We start from the raw sequence: 14,979 nt of genomic DNA, 5'->3' as shown, positions 1-14,979 counted from the left end.
GTTAGTCCCTGCAACTGAGGGCGCCGACCACGTGTCGGCGCCCTCAGTGTCGTTCAGGGCTTGTGCGTCTTGCCCATGACCCTGGTGAAGGTCGCGGGATCGTCCTCGAAGCCGTGCACCCCGGCGTGGAAGTCCCACGTGCCCGCCGACTCGCGCACGAACTGGCCGACCGTCGCCGCCGTCGCCCCCAGGACATCGCCGAAGTTGTCCTCGGCCAGGACGGTGTAGCCCTCGCGGATGCGCAGGGCCGGGTTGAGCACGCTGACGAAGGTCCGGTGTGCCGGACGCTGCTGGATGATGATGCCGAGCACCACGCGCGCGTATTGGCCGTTGAGCCGGTCGAGCTCCACGGTCATGACCTCGTCCCAGCCGAAGCCCTTGCCGTCCTTGCTGTCCCGGTTGAGTGTGATGGTGCCGTCGGGCGAGCGGCTGTCGAAGTGCACCAGAAAGGCGGGATCGCCGTACGGATCGCTCGCCAAGTAGGTCGCGGCCACGATGTCCAGGTCGGTGGGCGGTTGCCCCACCGGACTCGGGTCCCACTTCAGTGCGACCTCGGCCTTCCGAATCCCCTTGCTGAGCCCGTTCACCAGACGTCCCCTTCCCTGTGTGAGCCATGCCCCAACTGCTCGACAGCCAGAGTTGGTTGTCCATCGTGCCACGCGCACGTGGGCATGTGCGCGGATACGGTCCGCGCGAGCGTGACCGAGGCCACGCTCCGTGGCCTTACGATGGCGCGGTGCTGGTCAAGTGGATTCGCTGCACCGTGGTGGACCGCCGCGGCTTCGAGCGGGGGCAGCGAAAGTGGGCGGGGCTTCTGGGAGAGCCGGGGTTTCGAGGACAGGGCGGAGGCTGGAGCCGGGGGCGGCAATCCGTCGCGCACATCTTCGCCTTCTGGGAGAGCCGCGCCTTCTACGACTCCTTCATGGCCCGTTCCCATGACCGGCTTGCGGCGGCACAGTCTGGCACTTTCAAGGACGCCCAGGTCAGGCTGTTCGACTACCGCTTCGATGTGAAGACGGGCTTCGAGCCGCGTTTCACGGACGCCGATCTGGTCCGGGTCGCCCACTGCCGCGTCCATGAGGACCGTGCAGAGCACTTCATGCTGATGCAGGAGAAGGTGTGGAACCCCGCGATGGCCGGCTCGCCCGGCATGATCCGCGGGCTGTTCGGCGAGGCACCCGGCAGTGAGTTCCTGGTGCTGTCGATGTGGCAGTCGGCCGCCGAACACGGCAAATACCGCACCGAGCGCGTGGAGCGGCTTGCCCTGCGCGCCCAGACCGAGGCGGACATCGCGGTCCTCAGAGGCGACATCGTGGCGCTGGAACCGGCCTGGATAGTTTGATTTCCGGACGCGTTACTCGTGTGTCCAGTGTGGCCAGTGGTGCAAGAACTGTGTGACCTACGCCGTATGGAGCCCGTACGAGTGCTCGATCAGCCGTCACTCGATCTAGGGTTTTGGCATGGCACGACCACGGCGCATCTTCCTTGTCCGGCATGGTGAGTCAACCGGCAATGTTGATGACACCGTGTACGAGCGCGAGCCCGACCATGCACTGGCACTGACAGAGCGGGGCTGGCGGCAGGCCGAGGAGACGGGCAAGCGGCTGCGCGAGGTGGTCGGCCGCGAGCGTGTCAGCGTGTACGTCTCCCCGTACCGCCGTACGCACGAGACATTCCGCGCCTTCCACCTGGACCCCGAGCTCGTCCGCGTGCGCGAGGAACCCCGGCTGCGCGAACAGGACTGGGGCAACTGGCAGGACGGGGACGACGTACGACTCCAGAAGGCCTACCGGGACGCGTACGGCCACTTCTTCTACCGCTTCGCCCAGGGCGAGTCCGGGGCCGATGTGTACGACCGGGTCGGCGGCTTCCTGGAGAGCCTGTACCGAAGCTTCGAGGCCCCCGACCATCCGCCGAACGTGTTGCTGGTGACCCATGGCCTGGCTATGCGGTTGTTCTGCATGCGCTGGTTCCACTGGACGGTCGCGGAATTCGAGTCGCTGTCGAACCCGGGGAACGCGGAGATGCGGATGCTCGTTCTCGGAGACGACGGCAAGTACTCGCTTGACCGGCCGTTCGATCAATGGCGAGATCCGGAGCCGTACGGGATCACCGGATAGAGTGGCAGAGCAATGACCGCTGATTCCTCTCCCGACCGGCGCCTGGACCGCGCCCTGGCCAGCCTGCGTGGACTCGCGGTGGGGGACGCGCTGGGCTCGCAGTTCTTCGTGCCGGTGAACTACCCGCTGCTGCACAGCCGTGAGCTGCCGCCGGCTCCCTGGCAGTGGACGGACGACACCGAGATGGCCTGCTCCGTCGTGGCCGTCCTGGCCGCCCACCATCGCATCGACCAGGACGCCCTGGCCCACTCCTTCGCCGAGCACCACGACTTCGACCGCGGCTACGGCCCGGCGGTCAACCGTCTGCTGCGGCTGGTCCGTGAAGGCGGCGACTGGCGTGAGCTCTCCTCCGCGCTCTTCAAGGGGCAGGGGTCCTGGGGCAACGGCGCCGCGATGCGGATCGCTCCCCTGGGCGCCTGGTACGCGGACGATCCGGAACAGGCGACCCACCAGGCCGAAATCTCGGCGTACCCCACGCACCAGCACCGCGAGGCCGTGGTCGGTGCCATGGCCGTCGCCGCTGCCGCCTCGATGGCCGCGGCCCCGGGCGGCCCGCCCAGTGCCCAGGCGCTCCTCGACGGCGTCATCGCGCTCGTTCCCAAGAGCGCCGTCGGAGCGGGCCTGCGGCGCGCCCGCGACATGCTCGACTACGCCGACGCGGGCACGGTCGCGGCGGTGCTGGGGTGTGGGCGGCGTACGACGGCCCACGACACCGTGCCTTTCGCGCTCTGGTCGGCAGCGCGTGCCCTCGGCGACTTCGAAGAAGCGTTCTGGACCACCGCCCAGGTCGGCGGAGACGTGGACACGACCTGCGCCATCGTGGGCGGGGTGATCGCCTCAGGGAAGGCGGGGACGCCGCCCAGCGCCTGGGTGGAGCGGACGGAAGCGCTGCCGGACTGGGTGCCGACGTCGGCGTAGCGCCTCGAAACTCTCCGTGCGAACTCTCTGTGCAGAGCGGGAACTCTGTGTGACCGAGTGCTCGTTGTCGTGGCAGTTGCTGTGCGGCGCATGGGTCCGTAGATGCAGGTGACACGCGAGGTTCGCGGGGGTGGTTGTGGACTTGCTGGTGATGCTGTTCGTGTTGCTCTTCATGGCGGTCGGGGTGCCCTGGTTCGATCGTGCCGTCTGGGGGCGCGATATCGCGCCCCCAGACATCGTGCGGCCCGTCGCGGGCCCGGCAGGGTCAGCCGACCGTCGGGCCCGTTGTACCGGCGAGCGCTTCCAGGTCGCTCTTGCGGACTCTGATCACCAGCCAGGCAGTGGCCAGCGCGAGCACGGCCATCGCCGCCGCCGCGACGAACCCCATCGAAATGCCGTGGGTGAGCACGTCGTGCCCCCAGGGCGCAGGCAACTGCTGCGTCTTGGCGAACTCGGCCTTCTGCTCGGCCGAACCGTCGGCCATGAACTTCGGCAACTGCTTCTCCGCCTCGTCCTTGCTGGCCGAGCCGAACACAGTCGTCAGGATGGACAGGCCCAGCGAACCGCCCACCTGCTGCGTGGCGTTGAGCAGTCCGGACGCCGCACCCGCCTCGTGCTGGGCGACACCGGAGACCGCGGTGACCGTCAGGGTGACGAAGTTCAGGCCCATGCCGAAGCCGAACACCAGCATCGGCCCGAGCACCCCGCCGACGTACGAGCTGTCGGAGCTGATCAAGGTCTGCCAGACGAGGCCGATCACCGCGAGAGCCGAGCCGACGAGCATGAACGGCTTGGGGCCGAGCACCGGAAGGAACCGCTGCGACAGTCCTGCGCCGATCGCGATCACCACCGTCACCGGCAGGAAGGCCACACCGGCCGCGATCGGGCTGTACCCCAGCACGTTCTGCACGAAGAGCACGATGTAGAAGAACATGCCGAACATCGCCGCTGCCAGACTCAGCATGATCACGTAGGTGCCCGAGCGATTTCGGTCGGTGAACATGCGCAGGGGAGTGATCGGGTCCGCGGCCCGGGTCTCGACGAACGCGAAGGCGAGGAGGAGGACCACCGCGGCGCCGAAGGAGCCGATCGTCATGCTGTCCTGCCAGCCCTCGTCGGCCGCGCTGATGAATCCGTAGACCAGCGCTGCCATGCCGAGCGTCGACGTGAGTGCGCCCGAGATGTCGAAGCGCCCAGGGTGTCGTTTCGACTCGCTGATGTACAACGGCGTGAGGACAGCGATCAGTATGCCGATCGGCACGTTGACGAAGAGGACCCACCGCCAGTCGAGCCACTCGGTGAGCATGCCGCCGGCGAGCAGGCCGACGGCACCGCCGCCCGCGGAGACGGCGGCGAAGACGCCGAACGCCCGGTTCCGTTCCGGGCCTTCGGGGAACGTGGTGGTGATCAGTGCCAGCGAGGTGGGCGACGCGATCGCGCCACCCACGCCCTGAAGGGCGCGTGCGGCCAGCAACTGCCAGGGTTCCTGTGCGAGTCCGCCGAGCAGCGAGGCGAATGTGAACAGCAGGATGCCGGTCATGAACACTCGGCGGCGGCCGAGGATGTCACCGGCCCGGCCACCGAGCAACAGCAGGCCACCGAAGGTGAGTGTGTAGGAACTGACCACCCACGTGAGGTCGGTGGTGCTGAACTTGAGTGCGTCTTGAATGTGCGGGAGCGCGATGTTCACAATCGTCGCGTCGAGTACCACCATGAGTTGGCAGGCCGCGATGACGGTGAGCGCGATACCGGGATGCCCTTCCCGGCGGGCCGCACCTGGCTTCTGATCCTTGATCAACTGAGAGGCTGTCACTATGGGTCCCCCACAAGTACGTTAGTGAACGCTCGCGTTCACTGTCGCGCCAACCGTAGTGAGTCCCAGACAGTGAACGCAAGCGTTCACTTAGTAGTGTGTCGCGCGGCGTTTCCCCCGTCGCTGCCGTGCGACATGTCCCCCTTCCCCGGAATCACCGCTTCCGCTGTTCGTTGGAGACGCTCAGATGGTTACTTCGCGCTGGACGGCCGCCCCCGCTCAGACGGCCTCCCTCCGCCGGCGCGGCGCCGTACTCGAACGCGCAATCCTCGACGCCGCGTTGGATCAGCTCAGTACGGTCGGCTGGAATGGCCTGACCATGGAGGGTGTCGCTGCCGGCGCCCAGACCGGAAAGGCCGCGGTCTACCGCCGATGGCCGTCCAAGGAGGATCTCGTCGCGGACGCGCTGCGGGCCGGACTGCCGTCCTTCGAGGCGGCGCCCAACCTCGGGAGCGTGCGCGACGATCTGCTGGAGCTGTGTCGGCAGGCGCGCGACGCGATGTACTCGCGGCCCGGTTTCGCCTTGCGTTCGGTGATTCACGAATGCGACAACATCCAGGCGGAACGCTTCCACGGAGTGATCATCAAGGGTGTCGTGGAGCCGACCATCCAACTGATCCGAGAGGTTATCGGCCGTGGAATCGAGCGGGGAGAGGTGCGAGCGGACGCGGCCAACGGGTACGTCGTCGATGTCATCCCGGCGATGATGATGTACCGGTCGAAGATGTGCGCAAGCGAATGGCCTGATCATGACATCGAGGAGATGGTGGACCAGTTGATGGTCCCGCTGCTGCGGCCACGCGGCGCCTGACCCCGGGGTTCGGGGACGGTGAAGTCGCCCCGGTGAACCAGGGTGTCGCCGGGGGTTCCGGGCGGCGTACGCTAAGGGCGCCATGCCGTACGAACCACCTACTCACACCGTCGAGCGCTCCCTCCGCGCCACGACCGGAGCGAAGGTCATTGCCGGTGTAGACGAGGTCGGGCGCGGCGCCTGGGCCGGCCCCGTCACCGTCTGCGCGGCGATCACCGGACTGCGCCGGCCCCCCGAAGGCCTCACCGACTCCAAGCTGCTCACCGTCAAGCGGCGTACCGAACTCGCCGAGGTGCTCCACACGTGGGTGACCTCCTACGCCCTGGGGCATGCCTCCCCGGAGGAGATCGACGAGTTGGGCATGACGGCCGCGCTGCGCCTAGCGGCAGTGCGCGCCCTGGAAGCCCTGCCGGTCCGTCCCGAGGCGGTGATCCTCGACGGGAAGCACGACTATCTCGGAGTGCCCTGGAAGGTCCGCACGGTGATCAAGGGGGACCAGTCCTGTGTGGCGGTTGCGGCGGCCTCGGTGCTTGCCAAGGTTCAGCGCGACAAAATGATGGCCGAACTGGGTATCGACCATGCAGACTTCGGTTTTGCGGACAACGCCGGGTATCCGTCGCCCGTGCACAAGGCCGCGCTGGAGGAGCGGGGACCCACCCCGTACCACCGGTTGTCGTGGGCGTATCTTGATTCGCTGCCCCAGTGGCGGCACCTCAAGAAGGTCCGCTGGGTGGACGGAAGCGTTCCGGAGATCGAGGGGCAGCTCGGCTTCGACTTCTGACGATTCCGCTCGCACCTATGTGCCACCCGCCGACGCGAGCCGTACCAACGTTTGATAAACATCAGCTCATGCCTCTCATTCCCGAGGAGCCTCAGATTCACGAGAGTGCCCAGGGTCCCCGCGTTACTCCGGCCAGTGGCCGCACCGCGCCGACCCCCCGTCCTGTACCCGGTCCCCGCCCCGCGGCTCCGTCGCGTCCCGGTCGCCCTGGGCCCCACAGGCCCACGCCGCCGGTGCAACGTACGCCGCGTGACGTGGCCAAGCCCGGATCGTCGGGCCCGGCCGTCGCTGCCGCCTCCGATGCGGCCCCGGCGACTCCGCAGATCCAGTTGATCCCGGCCTCGGTGGAAGGCGCCCTCGACGCCGCCGAGGAGGCCGTGGATCTGCTGCTGGACTCGGGTCGCGCCCCAAGTGACGTGCTGGTGATCACCACGGGTGAACAGCATCCGTGGGCCGCTCACGAGCTGTCCTTCGGTGAAGCCGCCTATTGGGCGCAGCATGACTCCGGTGACGACGTCTTCTACGCGGACGTCGCCGTCGCGAGCCGTGCCGCGTCGCGTCCGGTGGTCGTCGTTGCCGTCAACGGCGGTCCCGACACCGCTGCCGCCACCGCTCTCCCCCTGGCCCTCACCCGGGCCGGCACCCTGCTGATCGTCTGCGGCGACCCGCAGCAGATCAACTCGGTGCTGGGCGCGAGCGTCTGAGCCCGTTCCGGAACGTCCGGGGGACAGCGGGGCGATGGTGATGTCGCCGCGGTCGTGTTTGCACGGTGGGGGGTTCGGCGTGCGCGGGTAGGTGGGGCACGTGGGGCGTGAGTGCCGCTTGCTTCGAGACCTGCGCTCCGATCCCGTTTCGCGGAGTGTGGCGTAGGTGTTGGGTGCGGATGGCGGGACGTGACGTACGTGTCCGGGGCGGTGAACGGGGTCCGGCGAGCGTGTCCGGAAGACGATTCGCGGGCGTGGCGTGTCTCCGGGGCGGCGCCTGGCAACTCGGCGGTGGTGCTTTCGTAGGACCGTGGCAACGTTGTGTGTCGGCTCCGGGCGGAAGGTCTTTCGTGTGGGCGTGACCCAGGCGGTCGTACTGCCCGGCAGGAACGTTCCGTCAGTGTCTTCCGTAAATCCGGACGCTCTTAGCGAGCCGCCGCGCGGCGCAGGATTTCCGAGGCGGCGCCGCCGGTCCGTGGGATCGGCGGCGGTGCCTCGGACGTGGCGAAGGGCTCCGGTGTCGAATCCGAGTTGGGCCGACGTCCGCCGCGCCCTTCGCCAAGGACCTGCCAGCCGTCACGGGTCAACGTGATGTACGCCCCGCAGCGCAGCCCGTGCAGGGTGCAGGCGTCACGCAGCCCCCACATCCACGCGCCGTCCTCTTCCGTCCAACGGGCGTCGCCCTCACGGCAGTAGAGCAGCACTGCGGTGCGCACAGGGGTGCGGCGCCGCAGGTCGTGGGGGATGACCAGGCGCAGTTGGGCGAGCAGGACGTTGCGGAACATCCAGCCGTCGGCCGGGGACGGACGGCGGGTGAAGGAGGCGCTGGCGCAGAGCCGCTCGTCCGGATCGAGCACGGCCACGATCGCGGTCGCCGGCCGGGGGTGATGCCGGGAGTGCAGTCCGCTGACGACCTCCCGCGGGTTGCGCAACAGGGGGATGCCGGCCGCGGCCCACTCCGCCGGTTCGAGCATGCGGGCCAGAGGGTTGGCGGACGCGGCGGACAGGCCGGTAGATGACGTGGATCCCGCTGGGGACGAAGCGAATCCGAAGGTCACGGTCCTCCCTTCGGCTACGCGCCCACACTGCGGGCGAGGTCGGATTGGGGGGAGCGCACACCGCAGCGGAGCCCTGCCGGATCACGGACGAGTCGTGCGGGGAGCGGACCCCAATTCTTCCTGTCGAACGTGGATGCGGCAACGAGCAATTGGGGCCACCGACCGATATCTCACGGTGCGTGGTTTATATCCCTACGCGGGGTGTCATCGTGCGACGCATGGTGCGACCGTGCCACACGGGCGTACGCCATTGAGGCGAGAGCGGTCCGGGGGCCAGCTCTGCGCGGCGCGGGCGGATCGCGGGCACCTTTCCTTTCGGTGCCCGCCTGTGTGGAGGAGAGCTACTCGATTGGCGTGATCAACCCTGTACGGCCAGGACCAGCGGCAGCACCCCCTGGGCGCCTGCACGTCGGAGCATGCGGGCTGCGACCGCGAGTGTCCAGCCGGTCTCGGTGAAGTCGTCCACGAGGAGGACGGGACCCTTGATGTCGGACAGAGCGGAAGCGAGGGCGGGCGGCACGGTCAGTGCTCCGTCGAGGGCCTTGAGCCGCTGGGCGCTGTTGCTCCGAGAGACCTGGTGCCCGTCGCCCGTGTACTCCACGGAGCCCAGCAGCGGCAGTCGGCCCACCTCCGAGATGTGCGTGCCCAGGGAGCTGATCAGCAGCGGCCGTGAGCGCGAGGCGATGGTGACGACACCGACGGGACGTGCCTGGGCGTCCGCTGCACCCGGGGCCCAGCCCCCGGGCCCCTTGGCCCAGTCGGCCAGCACGCCGACGACAGCCTTTGTCACGTCGTCCGGCACGGGGCCGTCCGGAGCGTGAGGGGCAAACATCGGCCTGAGCCGGTTGCCCCAGCCGATGTCCGACAGTCGTCCCAGGGCCCGGCCCGATCCTCCCTGTTCACCTGCGGGAATGCGTCCCTTGAGGTCGACGCCGATGGCCGGCAGCCCGGTCGGCCACATCCTGCGCGGTTCCACCTCGACGCCCGCCCGGCCGAGGTCGTCGCGCGCGGCGTCCAGAGCGGCCGTCGACATATCGGCTGTGAAGCGTGCGCCCGCGCAGTTGTCGCAGCGGCCGCAGGGCTTGGCCCCCTCGTCGTCCAGCTGGCGTTGCAGGAACTGCATACGGCAGCTCGTCGTCGACGCGTACTCGCGCATCGCCTGCTGCTCGGCCTTGCGCTGCCGGGCCACCCAGTCGTACCGCTCCGCCTCGTACGTCCAAGGCTGGCCGGTGGCGATCCAGCCGCCCTTGACCCGCCTGACCGCCCCGTCCACGTCGAGGACCTTGAGCATGGTTTCCAGGCGGGACCGGCGCAGCTCCACCAACGGTTCCAGGGCGGGCAGTGACAGGGGCCGGTCCGCGCGCGCGAGTACGTCGAGCGTGCGCCGCACCAGGTCCTCCGACGGGAAGGCGAGTGAGGCGAAGTACTCCCAGATCGCCTCGTCCTCCTTCCCCGGCAGGAGGAGCACCTCGGCGTGCTCGACGCCGCGTCCGGCTCGGCCCACCTGCTGGTAGTAGGCGATGGGCGAGGAGGGCGAGCCCAGATGCACCACGAAGCCGAGGTCGGGTTTGTCGAAGCCCATGCCGAGTGCGGAAGTGGCGACCAGTGCCTTGACCCGGTTGGCGATCAGGTCGTCCTCGGCCTGCTGCCGATCGGCGTTCTCCGTCTTGCCCGTGTACGGGGCGACCGTGTGTCCACGGTGCCGCAGGAAGGCGGTGACCTCCTCGGCGGCGGCCACGGTGAGCGTGTAGATGATCCCGGAGCCCGGCAACTCATCGAGGTGGTCGGCGAGCCAGGCCATCCGGTGCGCGGCGTCAGGCAGCCGGAGCACGCTCAGGCTCAGGCTCTCCCGGTCCAGCGGGCCGCGCAGCACCAGGGCGTCCGATGTGCCCCCGGTGCCGAGTTGCTCCGCGACATCGGCGGTCACGCGGGCGTTGGCGGTGGCCGTGGTCGCGAGTACGGGTACGCCAGGCGGAAGGTCCGACAGCATCGTGCGGAGCCGTCGGTAGTCCGGGCGGAAGTCGTGTCCCCAGTCGGAGATGCAGTGGGCTTCGTCGACCACGAGGAGTCCGGTCGCGGCGGCGAGTTTGGGCAGCACCTGGTCGCGGAAGTCCGGATTGTTGAGCCGCTCCGGGCTGACCAGCAGGACATCGACCTCGCCCGCGGCGATCTCGTTCTGGACCGTGTCCCACTCCTCGGTGTTGGAGGAGTTGATGGTCCGTGCGTGGATACCGGCACGCGCCGCGGCCTCGACCTGGTTGCGCATCAGCGCGAGCAACGGGGAGACGATCACGGTGGGGCCGCTGCCACGGGCACGCAGCAGTGATGTGGCGACGAAGTACACCGCCGACTTGCCCCACCCCGTGCGCTGGACGACCAGGGCCCGGCGTCTGTCGGCCACCAACGCCTCGATCGCCCGCCACTGGTCCTCGCGCAGCCTGGCCGCCCCCGCGGTGTCCGGGACGAGGCGGGCGAGGACCGCGTCGGCGGCCGCCCGGAGATCCGCGTTGCTCGTGTGCTCCATGCGTCCATACAACAGGACGGCAGTGACAATCCGGGCTGGCTGTGGACGACGAGGGGGTTGCCCGACCGCATTGACGTGTCCCTGTTCGGACTTATCCACAGGTCGAAGCGGAGGTTCGGAATCCGGGAGATCGTCGGCGCATGACGAATCACAGCGAAACGACTGGATCTCCCGAAAACGAGGACATGGCCGGACGCGACGGGCTCGATGCGCACGGCAGGAGGGCAGAGTCCGGCGGATCCCAAGAGCCCTTCGGCCCAGGCGAGTCCGACAGCCCTGGCGCGCTCAACGCACCTGATGTGTACGACGGCCATGCCGGCGAGCACCAGGTCACCCTGCGCACCCCGGCCGAACTGGCCGACGCCCTGCCGTATCTGCTCGGGTACCGCCCCGAGGACAGCGTCGTCCTGGTCGCCCTCCACGACAGGGACGGCCGGGGCCGATTCGGTGGCCGGGCCCGACTCGGCATCCCCGCGAACGCGGACGACTGGCCGTCCGCGGCCCGGCAGCTGGCCCACGGCCTGGTGACGGGCAGCGAGCGCCGGGGTGTTCGCCCGGAGCAGATGGTCGCCTACGTCTGCCAGGAGCCGGCGAACGGCGAATCGGGCCGACAGGTCATGGAACGACTGCATGCGCTGGCCCAGCGGCTGCGCGTCGAGTGCGGCCTGATGGACGTGCCGGTGATCGAGGCACTGTGCATTTCGGACGGCCGCTACTGGTCGTACTGCTGCGCAAACGAGCGATGCTGCCCGCCCGAAGGCGTGCCGATGGGCCTGCCCGGTACCTCCGTGCTGGCGGCCGCTGCCACATATGCGGGCCTTCAGGTGCGCGGCTCCCTGCGCGAACTGCGGGCCAGGCTCCTGCCCTGGGAGACAGCGGCCGCTGTGGAGCAGGAGGTCGCCCTGGACACCGCCGGCATGTCCCTCGTCCCCCGGATCCTCGACGACGAGAGCCGGGCGGGCGTGGCCCAGGAGACGTTGGAGCTGGCCCGGCAGGTCATGAGCCGTCTGGCCGAAGCCCCACCCGTGTCCGGCACGCTCATGACAGATCTCCGCGACGACGAACTGCTCGGACACGACGAAGCCGCGACGCTGATTCTCGGCCTCCAGGACCGTACGACCCGTGATCGAGCGGCCGAATGGATGGAGGGCGACGAGGCAGGTCCGGCGCTGCGCCTCTGGCGCGCCCTGGCCCGCCGCTGCGTCGGCCCGTACGGCGAACATGCCGCGGCGCCACTCACGCTCGCCGGGTGGGTCGCCTGGTCGACGGGCGACGACCTGGAAGCCAGGGAAGCCCTCGCGATGGCACTCGGCGCGGACCCCGGTTACCTCTTCGCCCGTCTGCTGCACCAGGCCTGCAACGAGGGGCTGGATCCGGAGTCGATCCGACGCTGCCTGCGCGCGGAACGCGACGGCCGTGAGCCGACGCCGGTCGCCAACGCGGAGGTTCCCGAAGAGTCTGTGCGGGGCGAGGCCGCGGAGGCTGACCGACGCACCATCCCCGCGTCGGCGCCGGCCTCCCGCCGTCGACGCCGTGCACGGTCGGCGGGTGCAGCCGACAGGTCGCCTCGCTCCGCGAAGCCGGAGGCTCGAGAGCCGAGGCCGAACCCCTCCAGGCCGCGCACGACAGCTGCGGGTGAGTCGCGTCCGGCGGCCCCTCGGACGGGCGGCACGCGCCCGCGTGCCTCGGCCAAGGGTGTGTTCCGTGGCCGCGTCAATCCGCGAGAGACGCATCTCAAGAGCGATGGCACCGAGGGAGAGGCGTGAGCGACAGCACGGGCGGCCGGACTCGCACGGACGGCAGCGCGGAATGACAAGCGTTCGACAACCGGGGCCTGCCGGCGTCTGCGGCCCGCTCCGCCGCCACTCCGTCCAGTCGCCCTGCCGCGGGCGTTACCCCGAGGAGCCCCATTCCGTTCACCTGAGTGGCGGAACGCCCGGACGGGCAGGCCGCCGCACAGCCCGTGTCACTCCGGACGCATCCAGCACGGTACCGACCACGCCCAAGGCGCACAGAGCGCAGAAGAAGCCGCCCATGCATCAGCTGACTCCGCTTTCCATCGCCGCCGCCGACGACCCCTCTGCGCACGGCGGGTCCGGCCCACCGCCGCCCGTGGAAACTGCCGGCGCTCGCAAGCCCGGGTTGCCGCGCGGTGCCATTGGCTGGGCGCCGTTCCGGCGCGCGGCCCCGGCGCGAAGTCCGGCTGTGAGCCCGCCTCACACAGCCCCACTGCCGACCTCGCGTCGACCCCTGAACCTGCCACCCGCGCACACCGCTCTGATCTGCGTCGCCCTCCCCGGCTTCGTCATCTCCACGGAACAGGGGCAGCTGACCGGCCGCGGGCTGGAGGGGTTCTACCGCGCGGGTCGGCGAGTGCTCTCCCGTTGTCAGGTGCGCGTGGCCGGACACGAACCACTTGCGGTGCAGGCCCGGATGACCGGGGCCGACAGAGCCCGGTTCGTGGGCACCCTGCGCACGTCCACGTGCGTCGGCCCGGATCCGGACGTCATCGTCGAGCGCACCCGCGACGCGGACGGTACCGAACGGATCACGCTGCACAGTGCGGCTCTCCGTCCACTGCGCCTGCCGGTCGAGGTGGCCCTCGGCACGGATCTGGCCGACCTGGGCGCCATCGCGAACGGCAGCGCGGGACACGAACTGCCGGCCAGCGTCCACGACTCCGGCCTGCGCTGGTCCTGCGCCACCGGGAAGTCATCGGTCACGGCCGACCCACCGCCGCACGATGCGCTGGCCTCCGCGGGGCTGCTGCGCTGGGAGCTCGAACTGCCCCCGGGCGGCAGCACGACCGTGGAGCTGCGGGTACGGCCCGACGGAGCGGGACCCGTCCGAGCCGTGGGCCGCGCGGCGACGAGCCCTCTCGCCCACGCGAGGGTGGTGGGCGACAGCCCCGGAGCGCAGGCACTCCTGCGGACGAGCATCGAGGACCTCCAGTCCCTGTTGCTGCGCGATCCCGCGCATCCCGTCGACATGCACCTGGCCGTCGGCGTGCCCTGGCGCTGCGGCCTGGCCCCGGCGGAGGCGCTGGCCGCCGCGCGAATGACGTTGCCCCTCGGCACCCGGCTCACGGCGGGCACACTGCGCACCCTTGCCCGCACTCAACTCGGCGGCCCGGGAGCCCAGTCCGGCATGATCCCGGGCCCACGGCGGGACGCGGGGATGCATCTGCCGCCGGCCTGCACAGGTACGGAGGCCACGCTTGCCTTCCCCGCGCTGCTGGCCGAGGCCCGCCGTTGGGGCCTGTCCGAACACGAGACACGGGAGCTGCTCCCGGCGGCCGAGCGCTGCCTGACCTGGCTGCGCACCACAGTGGGCGACGGTACGTATCTGCGCGACCCGTACCCTGGCGGGCCCGTCCGCTGCGAGACACAGGCGTACGCCCACCGCGCCGCACTGCTCGGTGCCGATCTGCTCGACGCCTACGACAGACCGGGCGGCGCGGGACTGCGGCAGTGGGCCCAGGCATTGCGGACCGCGTTCCGGGCGGACTTCTGGGTCGACGACCTGGGCGGCGGCCGACCTGCGACCGCGCGTACCCCGGACGGTCGGCTCGTGCCGCACCTGGGCGCGGCCGCCGTCCACCTCCTCGACACGGGTCTGCTGGGCGAGGGCCGGCAGGCACCCGGTCTGCTCGACAAGGTGCAGACAGAGCAGCTCGCCCGGCTGCTAGGAGGCCCGGCCATGGACTCGGGCTGGGGGTTGCGCGGGCTCGGCGCGAAGGAACCGGGGTACAACTCGTTCGGCCACCGCACAGGGGCCGTGCGGGTCCAGGAGACGGCCGTCGCCGTGGCGGGGCTGACCGCCGCCGGATACGAGAAGGAAGCGGGTGCCCTGCTGCGGGGTGTGCTGGCCGCGGCCGAGACCTTCGGCCACCGATTGCCCGAGATGTACGCGGGGGAGCAGCGCACGGACGGGGGCGCCCCCCTCCCGCACCCCGCCGCCTGCCGCCCGGCTGCCACGGCCGCGGCTGCCGGCGTGCTGCTGCTCACCGCTCTCGCCGGCATCCGCCCCGACGCCCCCGCCGGGACGGTCACGCTGCGCCCCATGGGCAGCGCACCCCTGGGAGAGGTCGTCCTGACCGGACTGCGTGTCGCGGACGCCCCCTTCTCCGTACGGGTCAGCCGACTCGGCCTCGCCATGGTCGAGGAGGCTGCCGACCACCTGCAATTGGCAGGGTGACCTCGGATGCCGTGGCACCGCACGACCGCCGGGAGAGCTGGGTGAGACCTATA

At 70.0% G+C, this 14,979-nt stretch carries 12 protein-coding genes; 8 read left to right on the top strand and 4 right to left on the bottom strand.

Going from position 1 to position 14,979, the window contains the following annotated elements; genetic code table 11:
• Nucleotides 1-53: 53 nt before the first annotated feature.
• On the bottom strand, nucleotides 54-587 hold the full coding sequence (locus tag KCH87_RS28380) for a TerD family protein (RefSeq protein WP_210589130.1): 534 nt from the start codon (nucleotides 585-587) through the stop codon (nucleotides 54-56).
• 149 nt (nucleotides 588-736) lie between these two features.
• Here KCH87_RS28380 and KCH87_RS28375 point away from each other — a divergent pair, with 149 nt between their 5' ends.
• From KCH87_RS28375 to KCH87_RS28365, 3 genes are all read left to right on the top strand, one after another.
• Nucleotides 737-1,342, top strand: coding sequence for a YdbC family protein (locus KCH87_RS28375; protein ID WP_210589210.1), 606 nt, complete (start codon nucleotides 737-739; stop codon nucleotides 1,340-1,342).
• 118 nt (nucleotides 1,343-1,460) lie between these two features.
• A complete protein-coding gene (locus KCH87_RS28370; protein ID WP_210589129.1) occupies nucleotides 1,461-2,120 on the top strand; it encodes a histidine phosphatase family protein in 660 nt (219 codons plus the stop codon).
• Between the two features lie 12 nt (nucleotides 2,121-2,132).
• Entirely contained in the window at nucleotides 2,133-3,038 is a 906-nt protein-coding gene (locus tag KCH87_RS28365) for an ADP-ribosylglycohydrolase family protein (RefSeq protein ID WP_210589128.1), read from the top strand.
• A gap of 265 nt (nucleotides 3,039-3,303) precedes the next feature.
• Here the strand turns inward: KCH87_RS28365 and KCH87_RS28360 are convergent, their stop codons facing one another.
• Complete coding sequence (locus KCH87_RS28360) at nucleotides 3,304-4,851, bottom strand: MFS transporter (RefSeq protein WP_210589127.1); 1,548 nt, start codon at nucleotides 4,849-4,851, stop codon at nucleotides 3,304-3,306.
• A 187-nt stretch (nucleotides 4,852-5,038) separates the two neighbouring features.
• On the opposite strand from KCH87_RS28360, the gene KCH87_RS28355 reads away from it, so the two are divergent.
• From KCH87_RS28355 to KCH87_RS28345, 3 genes are all read left to right on the top strand, one after another.
• Nucleotides 5,039-5,662, top strand: a complete 624-nt coding sequence (locus KCH87_RS28355) for a TetR/AcrR family transcriptional regulator (protein WP_210589126.1) — start codon at nucleotides 5,039-5,041, stop codon at nucleotides 5,660-5,662.
• 82 nt (nucleotides 5,663-5,744) lie between these two features.
• Nucleotides 5,745-6,443, top strand: a complete 699-nt coding sequence (locus KCH87_RS28350) for a ribonuclease HII (protein WP_210589125.1) — start codon at nucleotides 5,745-5,747, stop codon at nucleotides 6,441-6,443.
• A 68-nt stretch (nucleotides 6,444-6,511) separates the two neighbouring features.
• A complete protein-coding gene (locus KCH87_RS28345; protein ID WP_210589124.1) occupies nucleotides 6,512-7,147 on the top strand; it encodes a hypothetical protein in 636 nt (211 codons plus the stop codon).
• A gap of 425 nt (nucleotides 7,148-7,572) precedes the next feature.
• On the opposite strand, the gene KCH87_RS28340 is transcribed toward KCH87_RS28345, so the two are convergent.
• Nucleotides 7,573-8,205, bottom strand: a complete 633-nt coding sequence (locus tag KCH87_RS28340; RefSeq protein ID WP_210589123.1) for a hypothetical protein — start codon at nucleotides 8,203-8,205, stop codon at nucleotides 7,573-7,575.
• A gap of 358 nt (nucleotides 8,206-8,563) precedes the next feature.
• Nucleotides 8,564-10,729 (bottom strand): RecQ family ATP-dependent DNA helicase, encoded by a 2,166-nt coding sequence (locus tag KCH87_RS28335; RefSeq protein ID WP_210589122.1) that lies wholly within the window; start codon nucleotides 10,727-10,729, stop codon nucleotides 8,564-8,566.
• Between the two features lie 140 nt (nucleotides 10,730-10,869).
• Between KCH87_RS28335 and KCH87_RS28330 the strand changes: the two genes are divergently transcribed.
• Nucleotides 10,870-12,495 carry a DUF4192 domain-containing protein gene (locus tag KCH87_RS28330; RefSeq protein ID WP_210589121.1) on the top strand — a complete coding sequence of 542 codons (1,626 nt, stop codon included), beginning with the start codon at nucleotides 10,870-10,872 and terminating at the stop codon, nucleotides 12,493-12,495.
• A 268-nt stretch (nucleotides 12,496-12,763) separates the two neighbouring features.
• The gene (locus KCH87_RS28325; protein WP_374199045.1) at nucleotides 12,764-14,926 is read left to right on the top strand and encodes a glycogen debranching N-terminal domain-containing protein; all 2,163 of its coding nucleotides are present in this window, start codon (nucleotides 12,764-12,766) and stop codon (nucleotides 14,924-14,926) included.
• The last annotated feature ends 53 nt before the right edge of the window (nucleotides 14,927-14,979 follow it).

The sequence above is a fragment of the Streptomyces sp. GESEQ-35 genome (genome assembly GCF_017948485.1).
Lineage (GTDB): Bacteria > Actinomycetota > Actinomycetes > Streptomycetales > Streptomycetaceae > Streptomyces.
Note: the sequence above shows the minus strand (reverse complement) of the source record. Positions and strands in the feature narration are given on the sequence as shown.

What these genes read in the sequence shown, in the direction of transcription:
- KCH87_RS28325 (WP_374199045.1), top strand. Translation starts at nt 12,764, where the DNA reads ATGCATCAGCTGACTCCGCTTTCCATCGCCGCCGCCGACGACCCCTCT.
- KCH87_RS28330 (WP_210589121.1), top strand. Translation starts at nt 10,870, where the DNA reads ATGACGAATCACAGCGAAACGACTGGATCTCCCGAAAACGAGGACATG.
- KCH87_RS28355 (WP_210589126.1), top strand. Translation starts at nt 5,039, where the DNA reads ATGGTTACTTCGCGCTGGACGGCCGCCCCCGCTCAGACGGCCTCCCTC.
- KCH87_RS28365 (WP_210589128.1), top strand. Translation starts at nt 2,133, where the DNA reads ATGACCGCTGATTCCTCTCCCGACCGGCGCCTGGACCGCGCCCTGGCC.
- KCH87_RS28370 (WP_210589129.1), top strand. Translation starts at nt 1,461, where the DNA reads ATGGCACGACCACGGCGCATCTTCCTTGTCCGGCATGGTGAGTCAACC.
- KCH87_RS28350 (WP_210589125.1), top strand. Translation starts at nt 5,745, where the DNA reads ATGCCGTACGAACCACCTACTCACACCGTCGAGCGCTCCCTCCGCGCC.
- KCH87_RS28335 (WP_210589122.1), bottom strand. Translation starts at nt 10,729, where the DNA reads ATGGAGCACACGAGCAACGCGGATCTCCGGGCGGCCGCCGACGCGGTC.
- KCH87_RS28345 (WP_210589124.1), top strand. Translation starts at nt 6,512, where the DNA reads ATGCCTCTCATTCCCGAGGAGCCTCAGATTCACGAGAGTGCCCAGGGT.